The 21315-nt window shown below is 71.5% G+C and carries 18 protein-coding genes; 5 read left to right on the top strand and 13 right to left on the bottom strand.

The window, feature by feature from the left end; genetic code table 11:
• Window positions 1-48: 48 nt before the first annotated feature.
• The 3 genes from Pen02_RS15790 (at window position 49) to Pen02_RS15780 (ending at window position 5863) form a co-directional block, all read left to right on the top strand.
• Complete coding sequence (locus Pen02_RS15790; protein ID WP_203866747.1) at window positions 49-1455, top strand: short-chain fatty acyl-CoA regulator family protein; 1407 nt, start codon at window positions 49-51, stop codon at window positions 1453-1455.
• A gap of 332 nt (window positions 1456-1787) precedes the next feature.
• A complete protein-coding gene (locus tag Pen02_RS15785) occupies window positions 1788-3548 on the top strand; it encodes a peroxidase family protein (protein ID WP_203866746.1) in 1761 nt (586 codons plus the stop codon).
• Between the two features lie 173 nt (window positions 3549-3721).
• Window positions 3722-5863 carry an MMPL family transporter gene (locus Pen02_RS15780; protein WP_203866745.1) on the top strand — a complete coding sequence of 714 codons (2142 nt, stop codon included), beginning with the start codon at window positions 3722-3724 and terminating at the stop codon, window positions 5861-5863.
• Window positions 5864-5893: 30 nt separating this feature from the next.
• Here the strand turns inward: Pen02_RS15780 and Pen02_RS15775 are convergent, their stop codons facing one another.
• From Pen02_RS15775 to Pen02_RS15760, 4 genes are all read right to left on the bottom strand, one after another.
• On the bottom strand, window positions 5894-6436 hold the full coding sequence (locus Pen02_RS15775) for a dihydrofolate reductase family protein (RefSeq protein ID WP_203866744.1): 543 nt from the start codon (window positions 6434-6436) through the stop codon (window positions 5894-5896).
• A gap of 164 nt (window positions 6437-6600) precedes the next feature.
• A complete protein-coding gene (locus tag Pen02_RS15770) occupies window positions 6601-7662 on the bottom strand; it encodes a sigma-70 family RNA polymerase sigma factor (protein ID WP_203866743.1) in 1062 nt (353 codons plus the stop codon).
• Between the two features lie 35 nt (window positions 7663-7697).
• Window positions 7698-9281: a phospholipase D family protein gene (locus Pen02_RS15765; RefSeq protein ID WP_203866742.1), complete on the bottom strand. Its 1584-nt coding sequence runs from the start codon at window positions 9279-9281 to the stop codon at window positions 7698-7700.
• A gap of 127 nt (window positions 9282-9408) precedes the next feature.
• Complete coding sequence (locus Pen02_RS15760; protein ID WP_203866741.1) at window positions 9409-9828, bottom strand: GntR family transcriptional regulator; 420 nt, start codon at window positions 9826-9828, stop codon at window positions 9409-9411.
• Window positions 9829-10112: 284 nt separating this feature from the next.
• Here Pen02_RS15760 and Pen02_RS15755 point away from each other — a divergent pair, with 284 nt between their 5' ends.
• Entirely contained in the window at window positions 10113-10352 is a 240-nt protein-coding gene (locus tag Pen02_RS15755) for a hypothetical protein (RefSeq protein ID WP_239140759.1), read from the top strand.
• A gap of 53 nt (window positions 10353-10405) precedes the next feature.
• On the opposite strand, the gene Pen02_RS15750 is transcribed toward Pen02_RS15755, so the two are convergent.
• From Pen02_RS15750 to Pen02_RS15735, 4 genes are all read right to left on the bottom strand, one after another.
• On the bottom strand, window positions 10406-11590 hold the full coding sequence (locus Pen02_RS15750) for a low temperature requirement protein A (RefSeq protein WP_203866739.1): 1185 nt from the start codon (window positions 11588-11590) through the stop codon (window positions 10406-10408).
• 126 nt (window positions 11591-11716) lie between these two features.
• Window positions 11717-12058 (bottom strand): cupin domain-containing protein, encoded by a 342-nt coding sequence (locus Pen02_RS15745; RefSeq protein ID WP_203866738.1) that lies wholly within the window; start codon window positions 12056-12058, stop codon window positions 11717-11719.
• A 140-nt stretch (window positions 12059-12198) separates the two neighbouring features.
• Window positions 12199-12600, bottom strand: coding sequence for a nuclear transport factor 2 family protein (locus tag Pen02_RS15740; RefSeq protein WP_203866737.1), 402 nt, complete (start codon window positions 12598-12600; stop codon window positions 12199-12201).
• 103 nt (window positions 12601-12703) lie between these two features.
• The gene (locus Pen02_RS15735; protein ID WP_203866736.1) at window positions 12704-13336 is read right to left on the bottom strand and encodes a TetR/AcrR family transcriptional regulator; all 633 of its coding nucleotides are present in this window, start codon (window positions 13334-13336) and stop codon (window positions 12704-12706) included.
• 73 nt (window positions 13337-13409) lie between these two features.
• On the opposite strand from Pen02_RS15735, the gene Pen02_RS15730 reads away from it, so the two are divergent.
• On the top strand, window positions 13410-14618 hold the full coding sequence (locus Pen02_RS15730) for an FAD-dependent monooxygenase (protein ID WP_203866735.1): 1209 nt from the start codon (window positions 13410-13412) through the stop codon (window positions 14616-14618).
• A gap of 71 nt (window positions 14619-14689) precedes the next feature.
• Here the strand turns inward: Pen02_RS15730 and Pen02_RS15725 are convergent, their stop codons facing one another.
• The 5 genes from Pen02_RS15725 to Pen02_RS15705 all read right to left on the bottom strand — a co-directional run bounded on the left by Pen02_RS15725 (window position 14690) and on the right by Pen02_RS15705 (window position 21225).
• Window positions 14690-16390 (bottom strand): CocE/NonD family hydrolase, encoded by a 1701-nt coding sequence (locus Pen02_RS15725; RefSeq protein WP_203866734.1) that lies wholly within the window; start codon window positions 16388-16390, stop codon window positions 14690-14692.
• Between the two features lie 227 nt (window positions 16391-16617).
• Window positions 16618-17358, bottom strand: coding sequence for an anti-sigma factor (locus tag Pen02_RS15720; protein WP_203866733.1), 741 nt, complete (start codon window positions 17356-17358; stop codon window positions 16618-16620).
• Window positions 17355-17996 (bottom strand): sigma-70 family RNA polymerase sigma factor, encoded by a 642-nt coding sequence (locus Pen02_RS15715; protein WP_203866732.1) that lies wholly within the window; start codon window positions 17994-17996, stop codon window positions 17355-17357. Before Pen02_RS15715 ends, Pen02_RS15720 begins: the two co-directional genes overlap by 4 nt.
• Window positions 17997-18253: 257 nt before the next feature.
• A complete protein-coding gene (locus tag Pen02_RS15710) occupies window positions 18254-19906 on the bottom strand; it encodes a hypothetical protein (RefSeq protein ID WP_203866731.1) in 1653 nt (550 codons plus the stop codon).
• The gene (locus Pen02_RS15705) at window positions 19903-21225 is read right to left on the bottom strand and encodes a tetratricopeptide repeat protein (protein ID WP_203866730.1); all 1323 of its coding nucleotides are present in this window, start codon (window positions 21223-21225) and stop codon (window positions 19903-19905) included. Before Pen02_RS15705 ends, Pen02_RS15710 begins: the two co-directional genes overlap by 4 nt.
• Window positions 21226-21315 lie beyond the last annotated feature (90 nt).

Below are 21315 nucleotides of genomic sequence, written 5' to 3'. Positions count from 1 at the left end.
ACTTTACAGACGTGTTAATGTGACGGGATACGGGCGGAGGGAGGCGCCGTGACCAAGACGTTCGCGGGCGCGCGGCTGCGCCGGCTGCGCGAGGAGCACGGCATCAACCAGATCGAGCTGGCCCGGCAGCTCGCCATCTCCCCCAGCTACCTCAACCAGATCGAGCACGACTCGCGCCCGCTGACCGTGCCGGTGCTGATCCGGATCACCGAGGTCTTCGGCGTCGACACGGCCTACTTCGCACCGCACGACACACCCCGGCTGGTGGCCGAGTTGCGCGAGGCGCTGCCGACCCGGGCGAGCCTGCCCGACCTGACCGAGCTGGCCGGCAAGCTGCCCGAGGTGGCGGAGGCGGTGATCGACCTCTACCGGCGCTACCGGCAGGTCAACGACCAGCTCGCCGAGGTGGTGGGCGACCGCGAGCTGGTTCCCGGTCGCAGCCCGCACGACCAGGTCAGCGACTTCTTCTACCGCCGGCAGAACTACGTTCCCGAGCTGGACGAGGCGGCCGAGGCGCTCGCCGCGCAGATCGGCATCCGCCGGGGCGAGACCCGGACGGCCCTGAACGACCGGCTGGCCGGCCGGCACGGCATCCGGATCGTCCGGCAGGACCCGGACTCGCTCGCCGGCGACCTGCACCGGTACCGGCCGGAGACCCGCACCCTGCACCTGTCCACGTCGCTGCGCTCGGGGCAGCGGGCGATCCGGATGGGCGCCCAGATCGCACTGCTCGAATTCGCCGACGTCATCGACGAAATCATCGAGGAGGAGAACGTCACCGACCTCCAGACCCAGATTCTCATGCGGGTCGGACTGGCGAACTATTTCGCCGCCGCGCTGATTCTGCCGTACCGGGAATTCCTCACCGCGGCCGAGACGATGCGCTACGACATCGAACTGCTCACCGACCACTTCGCGATGGGTTGGGAGAGCGTCTGCCACCGGCTGAGCACGCTGCAACGGCCGAGGGCGCGCGGGGTGCCGTTCTCGTTCGTCCGGGTGGACCGGGCCGGCAACATGTCCAAGCGGCAGTCGGCGACCGGCTTCCCGTTCTCCCGCTCCGGCGGGACGTGTCCACTCTGGAACGTCTACGAGGCGTTCGGCGCACCTGGCCGGGTGATGACCCAGGTCGCGGCGATGCCGGACGGCCAGCGCTACCTCTGGATCGCCCGCACGGTCATCCGGCACCACGGCGGGTACGGCCAACCCGGCAAGACCTTTGCGATCGGGCTGGGCTGCGAGACCCGGCACGCCGGACGGCTCGTCTACTCCGCCGGAATGGACCTGCACGCCACCGAGGCGGCCACCCCGATCGGGCCGGGCTGCAAGACCTGCGAGCGGATGACCTGCCCGCAGCGAGCCGCCCAGCCGATCGGCCGGCGCCTCGACCTCGACGAGAACCGGAGCACCTTCATCCCATACCCATTGCGGGACCAGGATGCGGCGTCCGGTTAGGACAATGCGGATATCCGCAGCCGAATACAGCAGCGGAAATGCTCACCGTGGCGGATCAGTAGTCACAGGGTGACAGCTCGGCCCGCCTTGCGTCGCATGCTTGACACTAGGTGGACGACCTCCGGGGTGCTGCGGACTCTTGGCCCTAGTCGACCGAGACCGGCATGGTGCACCGGCCGGATCGGCTGGTCCGCGCCGATCGCGGACGTTCACGGGGGTCAGACCGAACGGACGCACGTTCCGTCGTCGTGCGTACGAACCTGTCGTGTACTTCCCTCCCCCGTCAGCCGAGCCGGGTCCGGGTGCCGGTCACCACGAGGGAGGAACGACGAATGAAACGCCACATGCGGGAGGACTACCTCGTCGAGGGCGAGGGCCTGCTGTGCTTCGACGAGAACCACGAACCCACGACCCGGCGTCCGTCGACAACGGCCGAACTGCGCAAGTTCCGGTTCTCCCGGCTCGGCCCCGAGGGGCGGGCACTCGACAAGCGGACGCGGACGGCACTCGCCGAGGCGATGGTCAACACCGCGTCCGTCGACTCGGCGGATCCGGCGGTGCCGGCCGGCTACACGTACCTCGGGCAGTTCGTGGACCACGACCTGACCATGGACAACACGGCTGCGGCGCTGGGCGAAGACGTCTCCGTCGACGAGTTGCTCCAGGGCCGCTCACCGGCGCTGGACCTCGACTCGCTCTACGGGCGGGGGCCGGAGGACAAGACCGACCGGGTCTTCTACGCCGCTGACGGCGTACACCTGAAGACCGGTGCCACCGCCGGGCTCGGCGGCGCGGACCCGGCGGTGGCGCCGGACCGGGACGGTTTCGACCTGCCCCGGTCCGGGCTGGGGTCGAGCAAGCGGGAGCGGCGGGCGGCGCTGATCCCGGACGCCCGCAACGACGAGAACCTGGTGGTCGCCCAGACCCACCTGGCGTTCATCCGGTTCCACAACCGGGTGGTCGACCAGTTGGCCGAGGGCGGCCTCTCCGGGCGGGCGCTGTTCCAGGCGGCCCGCTCGGTGGTGGTGCGGCACTACCAGTGGCTGCTGGTGCACGACTTCCTGCCGAGGATCGTCTCGCCGGAGGTCGTGGAGGAGGTGTTCACCCGGGGCCGGAAGTTCTTCGAGGTCTCTCCCGGCTACGGCCAACGCCAGCGGCGCAGGGCCGTGCAACCGGGCGACCGGCCGACGATGCCCATCGAGTTCTCCGTCGCGGCCTACCGGCTCGGGCACAGCATGATCCGCGAGGTGTACGACTGGAACCGCATCTTCAACACCTCGACGCACCGGGACGTGCTGGCGCCCGGCACCCTGCAACTGCTGTTCCAGTTCTCCGGTACCAGCGGCATCCTCTCGCCGGACGGCACCATCGCCGACCCGGAGTCGGGTTCGTTCGAGCGGCTGCCCACCAACTGGATCGCCGACTGGCGGCGCCTGTTCGACTTCACCGAGGCCGGCCGGGACGACCTGGTCGCGGTCGTCGACGTGGACGAGAACGACACCGAGCCGGGGGTACGGCAGCTCAACCTGACCAAGCGGATCGACACCAACCTGGTGGACCCGCTGCGCGACCTGCCGCTCGGCTCGTTCGGCGGCCAGGACGTGCCGCCGGCGATCGAGCTGAACCTGGCCTTCCGCAACCTCACCCGCGCGGTGATGGTACGGCTGGCCAGCGGCCAGCAGATGGCCCAGCTCTTCGACCTGGTGCCGTTGAAGGCCGACGAGATCCTGGCCGGGCTGGACGGTGCCGTGCTGGACGGGCTCTCCGACGCGCAGAAGGCCGAGTTGACCACGAACACGCCGCTGTGGTTCTACATCCTGCGGGAGGCGGAGTTCAACGGCGGCCGGCTCGACGGTGTCGGTGCGCGGATCGTCGCCGAGGTCTTCCACCGGGCGATCGAGGGCAGCCGGATCTCGATCCTGCGTGACCCGACCTGGCGGCCGACCCTCGGCCCGGACGACGAGACGTTCCGGATGGTCGACCTGCTGCTCTACGCCTTCGAGGGCAACGCGGAACTGCTCAACCCGGTCGGCGACCCGGTGCCGGCGACGCCGGCCGAGCCGGAGGTGCCGGCGGAGGTCGTACCGGCCTGAGGCGGCCGGCGGCGACGCCGCGTCGGTACCCGGTCCAGGGCCCGGCCGCACAGGTCGGGCCCCGGACCACCGAAACGATCAGGAGCTAAGCCATGAATTCACCACATCTGTGGACAACCTAGCGTTTAGGTTTGATCACGAAAGGATGGTCACCGACCGCGAGAGGTGCCACTGTGTTCGCCGCTGTGGGACGGTTCGTCGTCCGGCACCCGATCTGGGTGATCGTGGCCTGGGTGGTCGCCGCCGCGGCGGTGATCGGCTTCGCGCCGACCCTGACCGCCACCACCGACGAGGCGTCCTTCCTGCCCGCGCACTACGAGTCGATCCGGGCCGCCGAGGTCCAGCGGAAGGCGTTTCCGCAGGCCACCACGCCAGCCGCGATCATCGTCTTCGAACGCCAGGACGGCGCGCCGCTGACCGACGCCGACGCGGCCAAGGTGGCGGCGATCGGGCAGGCGCTGGCCGGGCAGCGAATCCGCAACGTGGTCGCGGTGACACCGACGCCGCCGTCACCCAACCGGCTGATCCAGATCGTCGCGGTACAGCTCAATCCGCAGCGCAGCGCGGGTGACCGGTCCCAGGCCGACGCGGTGCAGGCGGTACGCGACGCGCTGCCGGCCCAGCTCGCCGGCTCCGGCCTCAAGGCCGGCACCACCGGTACGGCCGCGCAGGCGCTGGACGCCCAGAAGTCCGGCGACCGGGCCAACGCCATCATCGGAGTCGCGACGATCGGGCTGATCCTGGTCCTGCTGCTGGTCATCTTCCGCAGCCCGATCATCGCGCTGCTGCCGGTGGTGGTGATCGGTGCGGTGTCACAGGTCGCCACCGGTCTGATCGCCTGGGCCAACGACGCGTTCGACCTGAAGACCGACAGCTCGGTCAGCGCGATGCTGATCGTCGTGCTGTTCGGGGTCGGCACCGACTACATCCTGTTCCTGATGTTCCGCTACCGCGAGCGGCTGCGGCTGGGCGAGGACGCGAAGACCGCGATGATCAGCGCGGTGGCCCGGGCCGGCGAGGCGATCGCCTCCGCCGCCGGTGCGGTGATCATCGCGTTCCTGGCGCTGATCCTCTCCACGCTCGGCCTGTTCCGGTCGCTCGGCCCGGCCCTGGCCATCGCGGTCGCCACCACCCTGGTCGCCGGGCTGACCCTGATCCCGGCCGTGGTGTCACTGCTCGGCACCAGGGTCTTCTGGCCGTCGAAGGCGTGGCGGCACGAGCCGACCGGCGCCCGGTTCACCGCGATCGGCCGCTCGCTGGGCCGCCGCCCCGCACTGTACGCGGCGGTCTCCGGCGGCGCGCTTGTCGTACTCGCCGTCTTCGCCCTCGGCTTCCATCCGAACTTCGACCTGAGCAGCGGCTCGACCGCGACCGAGTCGGAGTCGAACGTCTGGAGCAGGGAACTCCTCAAGGGGCTGCCGGCCGGCGCGACCGAGCCGTCCAACGTCTTCCTCCGCTCCGACACCGGCGCCCCGCTGCCGGTCGACCGGCTCGGCGGCTACCGGGAGGAACTGGCCCGGGTGCCCGGAGTCGGGCAGGTCGGGCAGCCAGCCCTGTCGCCGGACCGGACGGTGGCGAACTTCGTGGTCACCCTGGCGGACACCCCGCAGTCCGCCGCCGCGCTGCGTACCGTGGACGGGCCGCTGCGGGACACCGCGCACGCGGCGGCACCGGACGGTACGACCGCGCTGGTCGGCGGCATCACCGCGGTCTTCGTCGACATCCAGGCCGCCGTGGACCGGGACTACGCGGTCGTGTTCCCGGTCGCCGCCGTACTCATCATGGTCATCCTGGGGCTGCTGCTGCGCAGCGCCGTGGCGCCCTGGTACCTGATGCTCTCGGTCGGTCTCGGCTTCGCCGCCACGCTCGGCGCCACCGTACTGATCTTCCAGGTCGGGCTGGGTGAGCCCGGTCTGATCTTCATCCTGCCAGTGATCATGTATCTCTTCGTCGTCGCGCTCGGCACCGACTACAACATCCTGATGATCGCCCGACTTCGGGAGGAGGCCCGGGAGGGGCGCAGTCCACGCGACGCCGCCAGCATGGCGATCCGGCACGCCGGACCGACGGTCGCCGCCGCCGGGCTGATCCTGGCCGGTACCTTCGCCTCGCTGATGCTGGCCGGCAACAGCACCCTCACCCAGATGGGCTTCGCCATCTCCTGCGGCATCGTCATCGTCGCGTTCGTGATGTCGCTCTTCCTGACCCCGGCCCTCACCGCCCTGCTCGGGCACGCCGCCTGGTGGCCGGGGCACGAGGACACCGCGCCCGCCCCGGGCGGCCGGCACCGGCGGGACGACGAGCCCGCCGGATGACGCCGACCGGGGCGTACCGGGGCAGGGGCGTCAGCGGACCACCCGGAACCAGAGGTTGGTGCCCATCGGGGCCTCGGCCACCCGGGTACGTTCGAGCCTGACGTCGGCACCGCCCGGCTGGACGAAGAGCCGGGTGCCGTCGCCGAGCAGCACCGGGACGACGCAGACCAGGATCTCGTCCAGTACCCCGGCGGCGAGGCACTGCCGGGCGATGTCGGCGCCGAGGACGTTGACGTAACGCTCCCCTGCGGCGGCACCGGCGGTGGCGACCGCGCTCGGCAGGTCACCCACGAAGGTGACCCCGGGCACCGGCCGCTCCGGCGGGCGGTGGGTCAACACGAACTGCGGCCCGCTCCACCCGCCGCCGAACGCCTCGCCCTCCTGCGGCGTGTCCCGGTACGGGTCGTCGCCGCCGAACGTGCGCGCTCCGGCGAGGATGGCGCCGACGTTGCCGACCAGGTCGTCGACGGTCGGGTTCGCCCCGAGATGGGCGGCCAACCAGGACATGTCACCGCCCGGTCCGGCGATGAAGCCGTCCAGGGACATGCTCGCCGAGTAGAGAAACGTGGCCACGGGCTACCTCCGGCTGGTGGGGAACACACTTCCCCGGTTGAGACGGCGGCCCGGCCGGAAACTCATCGGTGCCGGCCGGGCCGGTCATCGGTGCCGGCCGGGCCGGGCATCTGTGCAGGCTCAGCCGGGCATCTGTGCAGGCTCAGCCGGGCATCTGTGCAGGCTCAGGCGGGCTCGGCCGCCGGCAGCGACCCGGGCAGGTACGCCGGCAGGGCGAACGCCGTGAACAGTTCGGGATCGTGGAAGGCCACCATCTCGGTGATCTTCCCGGCCTCGATCCAGAGCAGCCCGATCGCGAACGGCCGGTAGTCGTGCTCGCCCGGCCGCCGGACGTACGACGCCACCGCCGGCCGCCCGTTCGCCCGGGTAGGCAGGGTGCGGAACCTGCCGACGTAGTCCGGCAGATCCGGGTCCCAGCTCGACTCCAGCGCCCGGAGCACCGACTCCCGCCCCCGGAACCACTCCGGGAACGGCGGCATCGTCGTCCGTACGTCCTCGGCCAGCAGCCCGGCCACGGTGGCCAGGTCGGCGCGTTCCAACGCCGCCACGTAGCGGCGCAGCACCGCCCGCTCCTCCTCGGTGGGCTCCGTCGCCGGTGCCCAGTCGAGCCGACGCTCGGGCAGGTGCGCGCGGATCGTCCCCCGGGCCCGTTGCAGGGCACTGTTCACCGACGCCACGCTCGCGTCGAGCAGGGTCGCGGTCTGGTTGGCCGGCCAGCCGAGCACGTCCCGCAGGATCAGCACCGCCCGCTGCCTCGGCGGCAGGTGCTGGATCGCGGCCAGGAAGGCCAGCTCGATCGTCTCCCGGGCGACCAGTACCGCGTCCGGCTCGGCCTCGGCCGGCGCCGCCGGCTCCCACAGCCGGTCCGGAAACGGCTCAAGCCACGGAATGTCGGTACGCGGCGCCACGTCGTCGGCCGGATCCGCCGGGCCGGACAGGTGGTGCGGGAGTAGCCGGCGGGCGCGACCGTCGAGCGCGTCGAGGCAGGCGTTGGTGGCGATCCGGTAGAGCCAGGCCCGGAGCGTGGACCGGCCCTGGAAGCCCGCGATGCCCTTCCATGCGCGCAGGAACGTCTCCTGGACCAGGTCCTCCGCGTCGTGGTACGAGCCGAGCATCCGGTAGCAGTGCACCCGCAGCTCGCCCCGGTGCCGCTCGACCAGCACCGTGAACGCGGACTCGTCGCCGCGTCGGGCGGCGTCCACCAGCCCGTCGTCGCCACCGCTCATCGGTCGGCCTCCGTTTCCCCCGTACCGGATCAGGTCTACCAGGTGCCGGCGCGGCGGTCCCGCAGGGCACGCCCGTCCGGGTCGTAGACGAGCCGGTACGCCGGGACCGCCCAGAGCCGCTGGTACCACGGCAGCCGGCGGGTCTCGTGCGGGACCAGCCGGCCCGGCGGCCGGGGTCCGACGCGTCCGCCCGCGTGCCAGTCGCGCAGGGCGGTGGCGGTGGCGTCGATGGCGCCGACCGCCGATTCCGGGTCGAGCAGGTCCGCGGCGTCGTCGGCGGCGCGGTCCAGGTGCTCGCGGAGCAGGGCGAGGCGCAGGTCACGGGGGAAGCGCCGGGCGCCGTCACCGAGCCCGGCCGGGTCGCGCGGCTCCCGTTCGTCCGGGGTGTCGTCGAGTACGGCGCAGGACAGCTCGCTGTCGTGGGTCCAGGAGCGCCGGTTGAAGTTGTCGCTGCCGACACTGCACCAGACGTCGTCCACCACGCACACCTTCGCGTGCACGTAGACGGGGGTGCCGGCGTGGTTCTCGACGTCGTACACGTGCACCCGGTCGGCGGCGGCCTCCTTGCAGAGCGCGATGGCCTGCTCCCGGCCGACCTGGTTGGGCGGCAGGGCGAGCCGGCCGTCGACGTCGGGATGCCGGGGCACCACGGCGACCAGGTGCAGTTCGGGGTTGTCGCGCAGCGCGTCGGCGAAGAGCTTCGCCACCTCCCGGGACCAGAGATACTGGTCCTCCAGGTAGATCAGTCGCCTGGCCCGGTTGATCGCCTTGGTGTAGCCACGGGCGATGGTCTGCTCACCCAGTTTCGCGAAGCCATAGGCCGGGCGCATCGCCGGATAGGTCCGGAGCACCTGGATCCGGTGCGGGCCGCAGGGCGGCGGGTCGGGCGGCTGCGGCGGAAGCCGGTCGGCGTGCAGGTCGGCGCCGCGCAGCATGTCGCGTACGGTGCTGACCGGCCCGTGCTGGTCCAGCGGCGCCGGGTCGGTCCAGCGCTCCCGGAAGGTGGTGTCGAGCGCGCCGACCACCGGGCCGCGCACCGCGAGCTGCACGTCGTGCCAGGGCGGATGCTCGCCGTACGCCTTCGCCATCCGCACCGCCTGCGGATCGCCGTGATGCTCGGCGTCGTCGCGCCGGCTGTGGCACAGGTCGATGCCGCCGGCGAACGCGACGTCGCGTTCGGGCCGGCCCGGATGCCGGAGTACGACCAGCTTCTGGTGGTGCGAGCCGCCACGCCGTACCCGCTGGTCGAGCAGCACCTCCCCGCCGGCCGCCTCGACCTCCTCGCCCAGGTGGCGGTTCTCCTCCTCGCTGTAGGTGAACCGGTCGAGATGGGAGCGCCAGATCAGGCCCTTGACGACCACGCCACGCCGGGCGGCGGCGGAGAGCAGTTCGGCGATGGTCGGGCCGTCGTCGCGCATCCGCTCGTCCGGGTCGCCCCGCCAGTCGGTGAAGAAGACGTGGTCGCCCTCGCGCAGAGCCTCGATCTCGGTGGTGAGCCGGTCGAAGTAGCTGGCGCCGTGGATCAGTGGTTCGGCCAGGTTGCCCTCGGTCCAGGCGGGGACGGCGGAGTCGGCGTTGTCCCGCTCCGCCTCGCTGAGAAACCAGTCCTGAACAGGCACGCGGCACCTTCCGGTAGGCGATCACCTCACCGTAGGACGGGTGCCGACCGTCTGCATCCCGTACGCCGGTTCGGGCCGCCCGGCGGCGATTGCTACCTGGCCCGTCGACTGGTTCGCGACAGCTTCCTCAACGCCGCGACACGGGAGGATAGAACAACTCCGTCCGGTCACCGGAGTAAAGCTCCGTTGATCCATCGGCCCGGGTAACAACCATCACGGGAACACCTTCGGCGATGTCCAGCTCGCGCCGTTCCGCCGGACTGGGCATCCGGGCGATCACGGTGTCGCCCTTGCGGAGCGTGACAGTCTCGGGTGCCTCGGCCGCCCGCACCCTGGTGCCACGCGGTCGATCCACGACCACCAGTCCTTCGGCGCGGAGGACGGCCATCGCCTGACGAACCGTAGTGCGGCTGATTCCGTACTCCTGCGTTAGCCGAAGCTCGCTTGGCACCTTCTCCCCCGGCGCCAGTTCTCCGGAGAGGATCCGATCCCGCAGCAGGTCGGCAAGCTGCCGGAACACCGCGCGGTCCGCGTTCGGATCAACCACGAAAACTACGCTAGGCGACTACCAGCCTACGTCTTATTGTATCTACGTTCCTACGTTGCTACTGTAGGCCAATGTGATAGCAGCGACGGGAGAGGGCCGGTGTTCCTGATCAGGTACGTACGTGGAGAATTGCGCCGACTACTTACCAGGCACGGCTCCGCCTGGTCGACGCTCCATCACAGGACGGTTTGCCGCTGCGGCGAAGCCTGGCCTTGCCAAACCTTGCAACGACAGCTCAAACGGCGTAACGATCGCTGGGCGCGACACCGGTGACCCGCGCACCCGTGGCCGGAGACGTGATCGGAGTCGGCCCGGCGGCCAGCATCCAGTTCGGCGGTAGGCGCTCGCTGCGGTTTCGCGTCATTGCCGTCGATTCCCGTCCGACTTATTACGGGTTCGCCTGGATCACCGGCTACGTCGTCGACCGACACGGCGCGGCCGAGGACAAGCGCGAGATCTACGTACAGGTGGCCGGGCTTGTGTTGTTGCGCCCGGCGCCCCGATCAAGACGCCGCATCACCTGAACTGCCCTGCCGCCGCTTTCCCGGCCCGCCACCGTTGAAAGAATCCGGCGGTTTCATTCCTGGCTTGCCGGTCCCCGGTCCGCCGGGTCCTGGTCGCCGTACGACCTGACATCGTGCCTGTCATCGCGTCGGCGCCGGGTGGCCAGTTCCTCCCCCACAGCCATCCCGACGACCACCAGGAACAGGGCCGCGACCATGACGAGGGCCGGGATCAGCGTGGCCAGCGGCAGCAGTACCAGGCTGAGCACCGCTGCCCCGACCCGGTGCCAGGCGATCCTGCCCCGGATCCGCCAGTGTGTGTACGCGAAGGTGGCCATGAAGAGCGCGGTGCCGCCGAAGAGGAGCGTTGCCATCTCGACACCGAGCGCGTCGAGTGGAGTGGGCACCATGTCGGCCAGGCCGACGGAGACGGTGATGATCCCGAAGCTGAAGAGCAGGTGACCGTAGACGAGGACCGCGCGGCGGAGGTCCGCCTGGTTCGGGGCGTGTTCGAGAGCGCGGCGGAAGCTGGGCAGCCCGTAGCTGAAGTACGCCCACCAGAGGCCACCGACCAGGGCGTAGCTGGCGGCGATGGCGGTGAGCCGGACGAGGGTCAGCGGCCGGTCGGCGGCGACCGCCCCGACCTGGATCACGGACTCGCCGAAGACGAGGATGATCAGCAGTCCGTACCGGTGCGAGTAGTGCAGCGGCTCGGCCCTGGTCGGGGTGACCAGGTAGCGCGACACCCAGGGGCTGACCAGGTCGCTGACGGCGGCAGCCGCCCACAGGCCGATCCGGGCCGCGCCCTCGGTCAGCGCACCCGCCACCAGCAGCGGTCCGGTGAGCAGGAAGACGCCGTACGGGCCGACGAAGAGGGCTCGCCAGCCCGGCAGGCGGCGCAGGGCGAGGGTGGCCAGCAGGGCTCGGCTGGTGACGTAGATGGTGACGAAGAGCAGGCCGAGGTCGTCGTACGCACGGGGGATGGTCAGGGCCATCAGGAGGCTGCCGAGGCCGAGGGCCAGGATGCCGAGGCGGTCCAGGACGGGGCTGAGGTTGCGCTGGTCGGCGTAGAGGGTCACGCCGCCCCAGGCCCAGTAGACCGGGACGAAGAGGATCAGCGCACGGCCGATCCCGGACCATTCGGGATTCTGGTGCAGCAGCCGGGAGAACTGGGTGAGGGCGAAGACGAAGGCGAGGTCGAAGAAGAGTTCCTCCCAGGTCACCCCCTTGCCGGTGGTCCGGCCTGCTGCGGCGGTCACCGCGCCGGTGCTGCCACGAGGCCCGGCACCAGCCCACCCTTGATCGGCCTAATCGTCCAGATATCGTGAGGTTAACCCCGGTGCAGGCGGATTCTGCCGAGCGCCGCGCCGCTGCGGCGGCGATCGTCAGTGCGCGGGCACCGACACGCAGACCATCGTGGCGTCCTCAAGGGCCTCGACCACCCCGGGCGTCTGCTCCGGAACGTACACGAAGTCTCCTTTGTACACCGTCACGGCGTCGCCTTCGGTGCCCACTCGTAGCGCTCCGCCGAGCACCACCCAGACCTCCGCGTAGGAGGCTGGCAGGTCGGCACGCGCCCCCGCGTGGAGAAACGATGTATAAGCGCTCATCGACCCGCCGGCCTCTTTGTCGAGGGCGGGTACGAGGAGGATCCGGTCGCCGAAGCGGACGGCGTCGTCGCCGATCGCCGAACTGAACCTGCGGACCCCCGAGGGCGTGCCAGCCATGTCGAACCCTTCCTGCGTAATGGTCAGGCGTCGAGTTGGACCGTAGAACCTCAACGTTTGTTGAAGTCAAGTGCCGGCGGCGACCCCGAAGAGGACCGGAGGAGCGTGAGCACTGTCGACACGCTCGACGCCGTGCGGCTCTAGGCGAGGGCCTGCTGGATGGCCACGGTGTTCTGGTACTCGCGCCAGAGCGCGATCCTTCCGTCCCGGGCGGTCAGCACGCCGACGAAGGCGGCGGTCGCCCGCCGGTCGGTTCTGGTGGAGGTCCCGGTCAACTCGTACTCCACCACGATCGTGTCGGGATCGGTGGTGTCGTGAATGGCGATGGTGCGGCACGCGTCGAAGCGGACCGGGAACGCGGCGCGTTGCGGGTTGACGAAGTCGAGGAACTGCTGCTTGCCCTGGATCCGGTACGGACCCGGGGCGGCGAACGGGATCTCGACGATCACGTCGTCGGCCAGCAGGTCACCGGTCAGCGGCGCGACCTGGCCGAACCACTGCTGCCGCATCTGCTCGAACAGGTCACGAGGGGCGCTGGGCATCTGCCGAACCTCCATAAGATGAGTCGCGACTCAGGTTCTTCGAACATAGTGAGTCAGCATTCATCTTGTCCAGAGGAGCGACCCGCAACGGACCAGCGGGCGACTAGGCCCCCGGCCGGTACGCCCGAAGGAACGCGCGTACTCCCTCGACGAGGAGCGGACGGACCCGGGGATCCTCCGCCGCGTTCGCCGAACGGAGCCGGTTCAGCGCGACACCGAAGGTCAGCGCGACGAAATGGTCGGCGGCGAGGCGCGGATCGGCGGCGTCGATCAGCCCGGCCCGGGCCAACTCGCCGAACCGCTCGGCCAGCGCCTCCTCCGGGGCGTTCTCCAGGTCGTAGCGGTCCAGCTTCGCCAGATGCCCGGATTCGGTCTGCACCAGCCGTTGCAGGGTGGCGTACTCGGGTGAGCCGAGCATGTCGGTCGAGACCCTGACCGAGAACTCGACCAGCGCTGGTTCCAGCCGGTCGGCCCGGGCATCGTGGAGTGTTTCGTCGAGTGCCCGCCGGATCGCGGCGACCAGCGACTGGCCGACGGCGTCCACCACCGCGTTGAGCAACGTCAGCTTGTCGCCGAAGTAGTCGTAGACGGTGCGCTTGGATACCCCCGCCCGGGCGGCGATCGCGTCGACGCTGGTCCGGTCGAAGCCGTCGACGAGGAACAGTTCCCGGGCCGCCGTGACGATGGCGGCCCGCTTCTGCGTCGACCCCTCACGCAGCGTCTTCGCGGTCGGCATGAGCCGATCGTACCGGAGCTACACTGCACGGTGTAGTGTAGTGAACGGGAAGACGACGAGAGGTGAGGCGGCCATGAGAAAGGTCCTGATCTCCGGCGCCAGCATCGCCGGGCCGACCCTGGCGTACTGGCTGCACCGATACGGCTTCGAGGTGACGGTGGTGGAGAAGGCCACCGGCGTACGCGACGGCGGCTATCCGATCGACGTCCGGGGTACCGCGATCGACGTGCTGGAGCGGATGGAGGTGCTGCCCCGAGTCCGGGCCGGGCACGTCGACACGCGCCGGCTCACCTTCGTCGACGGGAACGGCCGTACCGTCGGATCGCTACGTCCCGAAGCGTTCAGCGGCGGCGTACCCGGCCGCGACCTGGAGGTTCCCCGCGGGTATCTGACCTCGGTCCTCTACGCCACGATCCGCGAGGACGTCGAGTTCCTCTTCGGCGACTCGATCGCGGCCCTGCAGGACAACGACGACGGCGTACGGGTGACCTTCGTCAGCGGCCGACAGCAGGAGTTCGACCTGGTCCTCGGCGCGGACGGGCTGCACTCGAACACCCGGCGGCTCGCGTTCGGTCCCGAGGAGCGGTACGTCCGCTACCTCGGCTACTGCTTCGCCGGCTTCACCCTCCCCAACGACCTCGGACTGGCCCACGAGGGCACCATCTGCACCGCGCCCGGCCGGATGGCCACCATCTACGCACCCGGCTGCACCGACACCCTGCACGGCCTCCTGACCGTCGCCCGGTCACAGCCACCGCTCGCCGAACTCGGCGACGCCGAGGCGCAGCGCGAGTTGATGGCCCGGGTCTTCGCCGACGACCGGTGGCGGGTGCCGTACCTGCTCGACGCGATGCGCGCCGCCGACGACGTGTTCTTCGACGTGGTCAGCCAGATCCACATGCCGGAGTGGTCACGCGGGCGCGTTGCCCTGGTCGGCGACGCGGCACACGCGCCGTCGTTCTTCTCCGGCCAGGGCACCAGCATCGCCCTGGTCGGGGCGTACGTGCTGGCCGGCGAACTCGCCACCCGCGCCGAACACACCGCCGCCTTCGCCGCGTACGAACGGATCGCCCGACCGTACGTCCAGGTCAACCAGGCTCTCGCCGACACGGGCGGCAGTACTCTCGCCCCGACCACGGCCCGGGCGCTCTGGCTGCGCAACCAACTCCTCCGGGTCGCACCCCTGATCGCCCGGACCGGGCTGGTCGGCCGGTCCGCCCGCCGCGCCACCACCGCACTCGACCTGCCCGGCTATCCCGACCCGGTCGCCCGGGCCCGATAGCCGGGCACCCGCCGAACCGCGTCCCCGGCCGGCTTCTGCCGGTGCGCCTGCGCTGCGGGCGCACGGCCCGGTCAGTTCGTCAGCGGCAGGGTGAGTCGGCTGGGCGAGAGCTGCACGGTGACCCCGGCGGCGGACAGGTCGGTGGTCAGGTACTCGCCGTGGTTGGCGACCAGCACCAGGCCGATCCGGCTGCCGACCGGGAAGACGTAGTCCTTCGGCTCCAGCCGGATGGTGACCGTGTAGGCGGTACCGGGCGTCAGCGGCGTACCGGTCGTCAGCGAACTGCGGTTCTTGGTGTCGATCGCACCCCGGCTCACCACCCGGGTCGCCACGCCGTTCGTGTAGTGCACCAGCAGCGCGGTCAGCGGAGTACTGGTCGAGGTGGCGGTGAACCGGACCTCGGCGGTGCCGGCCCCGGCCAGCCGCCGGGCCGTGGTCAACGCCGGGGCGAGGTAGACCAGCCGGTTCGCCTTGGCCGTCTCCGGCTGGCCGGTCATCGTGGACTCGAACTGCCCCCGGCTGTCCGTGAACGACTGGCTGGCCGTCGGGCCGGGTGCGGTGAGCAGGGTACCGGCGGCACCGCTGACCGGCCCGCCCAGGTAGTAGTTGGTCGAGGTGACCGTGCCCGGCCAGACCGGATAGGTGGCGGTGGTGCCACCCGGCCGCTTGATGGTGGCCTGCGGCTCGTTCATGATCCCGTTGGCGATGTCGTAGAGCCAGTGGTCCATCCAGCGGCCGACGGTGTCCCGGCCGGTCAGGTCGCTGCCGAACGGGTCGGTGTGCCCCGCGTCGTGCAGCCACAGCTTGCGCGGTACGCCCTGCGCGGCGATCGCGTCCCAGTAGCGGCCGAAGTGCGTGGTCTTGGTGTTGTTGTCCTGCTGACCGTGCACCAGGAAGACCGAGGCGTCCACCGACGCCGCGCCGTCCCGGTAGTCGCGCTGCTGCCAGAAGGCGTTCATGTCGGCGGTCGCGTCGTCGGCCGAGTTGCCGAGTTGGACGTAGCGGGAGTCGCACTCGGCGTCGTGCGCGGGCGAGGAGACGTACCGGGCCAGGGATTCCGGGTACCGACTGCCGAAGCCGCCGTACGCGATGCCCTGGGCACGGGCGTAGTCGTACCAGGCGGAGATGGCGGCGATCGGGACGATGGTCTCCAGCCCGTCGATGCCGGTCTCGGCGACCGCGATCGGCAGCGTGCCGGCGTAAGAGACACCGATCATGCCGACCGAACCGGTGCTCCAGTCGGCCACCGCCGGCGTACCGTCGGCGTAGGTCGCCGTGGTGCGCCCGTTGAGCCAGTCGATCGCGGCGCTCGCACTGCGGACGTCCTCCGGCCCGCCGATGGTGGCGCAGCCGTCCGAGCCGGCGGTGCCCTGCATGTCGACCTCGACGACGGCGTAGCCGCGCGGCACGAAGTAGTCGTCGTACCAGGCGGTGAAGTGCGCCGGGACGATCAGGTTGCCACGCGGCGCGGTGCTGTCCCCGAAGTACGGGCTGGCGTGCATCACGGTGGCGACCTGGAGGCCGCTGTCGGTCTCCTCGGGCCGGATCACCTGGACGGCTATCCGGTCGGTCGTACCGTCGCCGTCACTGTCCATTCCGGAGCTGACGTAGACGGTCTCCTGGATCGCCGCGTCGCGGGCGAAGACGGGCTGGGTGGCGCCGTCCGCCACCACCAGGCCGGGTGGCGCGGCGACGGCCGGCACCGTGCCGACCAGTACGCTTCCGGCGGTCGTCGCCGCGACCAGCACGGCGGCGGCGAACGATCTGGACATGGTTGTGCCGATGCGATGACGCATGGTCCCTCCCCCGTACGGACACGTGCCGTCACCATATCGATCAACAGCGATCTGACGGAAGTCGATGTGATGTTCGCTATCCGGTCGGCACCGCGAACGGACAGCAGCGCAACCGAACGACGGTCAACGCAACGGAACGATGGTCAGTGCAGCGGCACGCTGGTCAGTGCAGCGGCACGCTGGTCAGTGCAGCGGCACGCTGGTCAGCGCAGCGGAACGCTGGTGAGTACCGTGGTGGTCGGCTGGGCCGAACCGGTCGCCGGTTCCACGGTCACCGCGACGGCGTCCCGGCCCGACATCCCGGTCACGACGGAGGTGTCGTCGCCGGCTCCGGCCGTCAGCATCCCGGCCGGACGTGGCGTCGTCCCCTCCATCAGCCACAACTGGTACGCCCGGTCGGCGGGGAGCGGCGGGGCACCGGCCAGCAACACCACCCCGGCATCCTGGCCCGGCGAACCGAGCACGGTCAGCACGCCTCCGCCGGCCAGCCCGTTGCGCCGGACGGCCAGCTCCGGCTCGTCGAGAATCTCCTGCATCCGGTCCAGTTCCGAGCGCGCGGCGACGGCGGCGGCCTGCTCGTCGCGTACCCGCTGCTGCTGCACCAGGTAACCGGCTACCCCGGCGGCCACCGCAAGCACGGCGGCGGCGACCGAGGCGGCGGTGAGCGTACGCCACCGGGACACGGCGGTGCGGGCGTCCCGGCCCGGCCGGCGCCCCGGCCGCACCTGCGGGGTACGGGACACCTGGGCCAGCACCTCGGCTTTCAACCGTGGCGGCGGTACCGACCAGGCACCGTCGGCCAGCCGGGCGGCGGTCTCCAGCAACTCGCCGACCTCGGCCGCACAGGAGTCGCAGTCGGCCAGGTGCCGGTCGAAGGCGGCCCGTTCGAGATCGTCGACGGCGTCCAGCACGTACGCCCCGACGAGGGTGTGGATGTCGCTCACCGGGTCACCTCCATCCCGAGTACGCCGAGACAGTCCCGCAACCGGATGAGCCCGTCCCGCATCCGGGTCTTCACGGTCGGCAGTCCGGCGCCGAGCAGGTCCGCGACCTCCCGGTAGGTGTGCCCGGCGTAGTAGGCGAGCGTGATCGCCTCGCGTTGCAGGTCGGTCAGGTCGCCGAGACAGCGCCGGACCTGCTGCTGTTCCAGCCGACGGGTGGCCTGGTCCGGTACCTCGTCGTGCGGGGTCTCGGCCGGGCTGGCGGCGACCCGGGCCTGACGTTCGGCGCTGGCCTGCTCGGCCCGGACCCGGTCCACCGCCCGGCGGTGCGCGATCGTGCAGATCCAGCTCGTCGCGGAGCCACGGGCCGGGTCGAACCGGGTAGCCGTGCGCCACACCTCGACCAGTACCTCCTGGGCGACCTCCTCGGTCTGCGCCGGATCCCGCAGCACCCGGCGGACCAGGCCGTACACCCTGGGTGCGACCAGGTCGTAGAGCCGGCCGAAGGCCGCCTCGTCGCCGAGGGCAACCGCCCGCAACAGCCCGTCCGCCTCGGCCCGCCCCGCGTCCGGCGCCGGCCTTGGCGACGGTACCGGGGTGAGGTGGTCGGGCCGGCGTCGCGCGCCGCTGGGATCCGTCATGGCACCAGCCTTCCGTCAGCAGTCCACCGGACCACGATTGGTATTCGACACGACAACCCGGCAGATCGGTATCCCACCGCGCCACCGGTTTCCGGGCCACAGCTCCGGCGCTCGCCGAACGGCAGCTCCGCCGGTTGTCCGAACGGCAGCTCCGCTGGTTTCCCGGCGACGGCTGCTCCATCGGTTCCGGGCGACGGCAGCTCCATCGGTTCCGGCCGACGGCAGCTCCGCCGGTTCGGGGCGACGGCAGCCGGTTTCTAGGCGGCGACCGCGCCCAGGGCTCGGCCGGCGAGGACCAGGCCGACGACGAGCACCAGCGCGGCCGTGCCGATCGGCGCGGCGGCGGCGAGCACGGCCAGCCGCCGCCACCGGGCTGTCCGGTCGGGCCGCCGCCGCTGGTCCCAGCGCTGTCGCAACCGGACCACCAGCAGGCCCGCGGCGGTCAGCGTGGCCGCCATCCCGACGCCGTAGCCGACCACGAGCAACACCCCGAATCCGGTACGGCCGAGCCCGATCGCGCCGAGCAGGATCACCAGCGCGGACGGGCTGGGTACCAGCCCACCGGAGACACCGAGCCCCAGGATGCCGAGCCGACTCGGACCGTGGTGGTGGCGATGCCCCGCCCCGTGCCGGTGCGAGTGATCGTGGCTGTGGCCGTGCTCGTGGCTGTCGGCGTTGTCGTGCTGGTGCGCGTGCTCGCGGCCGGGGGCCTGTGTGGACCCGTGATCCGGGATGGATTGTTGCTCGTGGGTGGACCCGTCGGCGTGGACGTGCCGGTGGGCGGACCTCGGGCCGGTTCCGGCGCGGCGGCGTCGGAGGTCGAGCAACATGCTCGCACCGACCACGGCGATCAGGCCGCCGCTGACCACGCCGAGCCAGCCGAGGACGGTCTCGCCTACCAGTCCGGCCATCGTGGTCAGCAGCAGGCCGAGCACCAGTACTCCGCCGGTGTGCGTGAGCGTCACCGTGGCGCCGACGGCGACGGCGTCCCGGGGCCGGCCGGCCCGACCGGCCAGGTAGGCGGCCATCACCGTCTTGCCGTGGCCGGGCAGCGCCGCGTGTGCCGCGCCCAGCACCAGGGCGAGCAGCACGGCGAGTACCCCGACCAGTGGCGTCAACTGGCGGCTGCCGACGAGGTCGCGTAACCGCCGCTCGGCGCCGGCCGTCCAACCGGCGGCAACCGAGGCGGGATTCCCGGTGACGGTGCCCGAGGCCGGATCCCCGACCACGGTCGTCGAATTGCCGCCGGGGGATATCGCCCCACCGCCCCCGACCGGCGCCACCCGCAGCCGCGCCGACCGTACGTCCAACGGCGAGCTGAGCAGATCCGCCGGGTACGCCCGCAGCCCGGCACTGACACTCCGCACCGGCAGCGGGGAGTCGACGATCTCGACGCCGTACCCGACGGCGGTCAGCTCGCGCCAACCGACCCGGTCGATCCGGTACCGGTTGACGATCTCGACGGTCGTCGCCGAGCCGAGGGCGGCGTCGGCGGTCAACCGGCAGCGCAACCGGCTGGTCGGCAGTCCGGCGGTGCCGGAGGCGTACTCGAAGGCACTGTCGGCGACCGTCCAGCCGAGCCGGCGGCCGGCGACGGTGGCCGAGAAGTCCCGGGCCAGCCCGGCGCAGCCGGCAGTGGCGTGCGCGGCGCGCTCCGGCCCGCTCGCCGTGCCGTCGCCGTCCCGGTCGACCGTGCCGGACTCCTGTGCCGTCGGCAGTTCGGCGAGGTCGACCTCGGCGGCCACCTCGACCCGGTCGGAACGGAGTTCCACCGCCGCGAGTTGGTTGACCGAGAAGTTGCCCAGCGGGTGGGCGGTGGCCGGACCGGGCGGTACGGCCAGCGCGCCGGCCAGCCCGAGTCCGAGCCCGAATCCGAGCCCGGTGACGACCACCCGCGCGATCCTGCTCATGGTGACCCCAGTTCGGCGAGGGCGCGCACGGCGGCCGGCGCGTCCAGTGGTGAGAAGTGCGGGTTGATGTCGAGCGCGCGGCCGAGGTCGCGCCGGGCGGCGTCCCGGTCGCCGAGCGCGAGTTCGATCACTCCGAGGTGGTACGCGTACCGGGCGTCGCGGGCGCCCAGCGCCTCGGCGCGGCGGGCGTAGCCGAGCGCCTCGGCGTTCCGCCCGTTGGCGTGCAGCGCTCGGGCGAGCGCGTCGGCCACCTCGGCGAACTGCCGCCGCTGCCACTCCCGGCGGGCCAGCGTCAGCGCCTCGGCCGGACGCGACCGGGCCAGCGCGATGGCGACCCCGGTCAGGTCGTCGGCACCGCCGTTGCCGGTGAAGAGCTGGTGTGCGGCCTGCGCCAGGGTCCGTTGGGCAGTCGCCTCCGTGCTCCGGCCGGCGGATTCCAGCAGCTCGGCATATTCGAGGAGGTAACCGGGCGTCGGTGACCGGGCGGTGAGATCGGCGTAGTCGGCGAGTGCCCGGTCGAGCCGACCCTGGGCGGCGGCGACCTTCGCCCGGCCCTGGAGTAGCGGCAGGTAGCCGGGGTCGGCGGCGCTGCCGGCCGCGTACTCCCGCTCCGCGCCGGCCAGGTCGCCGGAGTTCCAGGCCAGCTCGCCGAGCTGGTAGCGGCAGAACGCGACGTCGGCGGGATCGAGGGCGGTGTCGAGGGCCTGTCGCAGCAGGGCGGTCGCCTCGGTGATCCGGCCGCGCTGCTCCCGGTCGTAGGCGGCCCGGGTCAGCGCGGTCAGCCCGGGGCGCAGGTCGAGCAGGCGTTGCACCGCGTCGGTCGCCGCATCGGCCCGGCCGAGCTGGGTCTCGGCGTCGCCGAGCACCGCGTACGCCTCCGCGCTGTAGGGGTTGATCCGCAACGCCTGGCGGGCGTAACCGGCCGCCCCGGTGAAGTCGTGCCGGGCGTTGGCCAGGGCACCGAGTCCGGCCAGCGCCGGGTCGTTGCCGTCCGGGCGCACCGCGAGGGAGCGGCGCAGTGCCCCCTCGGCCTTGCCGAACCAGCTCGGGTCCGCCGTGATCCGGGACTTCTCCAGGTACGCCAGCCCGAGCGTCGCCCAGCTCCGGTGGTCGCCGGGTACTCGCCGGAGCTGTTCCTGTGCCCGGTCGATCGTCGCGGCGAGCCGGTTGACCCGGGGTACGACCTCGCCGGTGGCCGACGCCGGTGTCGGTGCCGGTGCGCGGAGTCCCAGTACCCCACCGACGCCGAGCAGCAGTACGGTCGCCAGCCCGAGCACGACCAGGGAACGTACCCGGATTCGTGGTAGTGGCCGCCTCATCTCTCCTCCTCTGCCTCTTCCGGCCTTCCGGTTCCTCTTCCGGCCTTCCAGGGCCGGGGGCCGGGGGCACGGCCGGCGGGCGAGCGCCGT

The sequence above is a fragment of the Plantactinospora endophytica genome, assembly GCF_016862915.1.
GTDB lineage: Bacteria > Actinomycetota > Actinomycetes > Mycobacteriales > Micromonosporaceae > Plantactinospora > Plantactinospora endophytica.
This window is presented reverse-complemented; position numbering and strand designations above follow the sequence as displayed.

Excerpts from the sequence above, each read along its gene's own strand:
- Pen02_RS15785 (WP_203866746.1), top strand. The coding sequence starts at position 1,788 with ATGAAACGCCACATGCGGGAGGACTACCTCGTCGAGGGCGAGGGCCTG.
- Pen02_RS15770 (WP_203866743.1), bottom strand. The coding sequence starts at position 7,662 with ATGAGCGGTGGCGACGACGGGCTGGTGGACGCCGCCCGACGCGGCGAC.
- Pen02_RS15745 (WP_203866738.1), bottom strand. The coding sequence starts at position 12,058 with ATGGCTGGCACGCCCTCGGGGGTCCGCAGGTTCAGTTCGGCGATCGGC.
- Pen02_RS15740 (WP_203866737.1), bottom strand. The coding sequence starts at position 12,600 with ATGCCCAGCGCCCCTCGTGACCTGTTCGAGCAGATGCGGCAGCAGTGG.
- Pen02_RS15735 (WP_203866736.1), bottom strand. The coding sequence starts at position 13,336 with ATGCCGACCGCGAAGACGCTGCGTGAGGGGTCGACGCAGAAGCGGGCC.
- Pen02_RS15730 (WP_203866735.1), top strand. The coding sequence starts at position 13,410 with ATGAGAAAGGTCCTGATCTCCGGCGCCAGCATCGCCGGGCCGACCCTG.
- Pen02_RS15725 (WP_203866734.1), bottom strand. The coding sequence starts at position 16,390 with ATGTCCAGATCGTTCGCCGCCGCCGTGCTGGTCGCGGCGACGACCGCC.
- Pen02_RS15715 (WP_203866732.1), bottom strand. The coding sequence starts at position 17,996 with ATGACGGATCCCAGCGGCGCGCGACGCCGGCCCGACCACCTCACCCCG.
- Pen02_RS15710 (WP_203866731.1), bottom strand. The coding sequence starts at position 19,906 with ATGAGCAGGATCGCGCGGGTGGTCGTCACCGGGCTCGGATTCGGGCTC.
- Pen02_RS15705 (WP_203866730.1), bottom strand. The coding sequence starts at position 21,225 with ATGAGGCGGCCACTACCACGAATCCGGGTACGTTCCCTGGTCGTGCTC.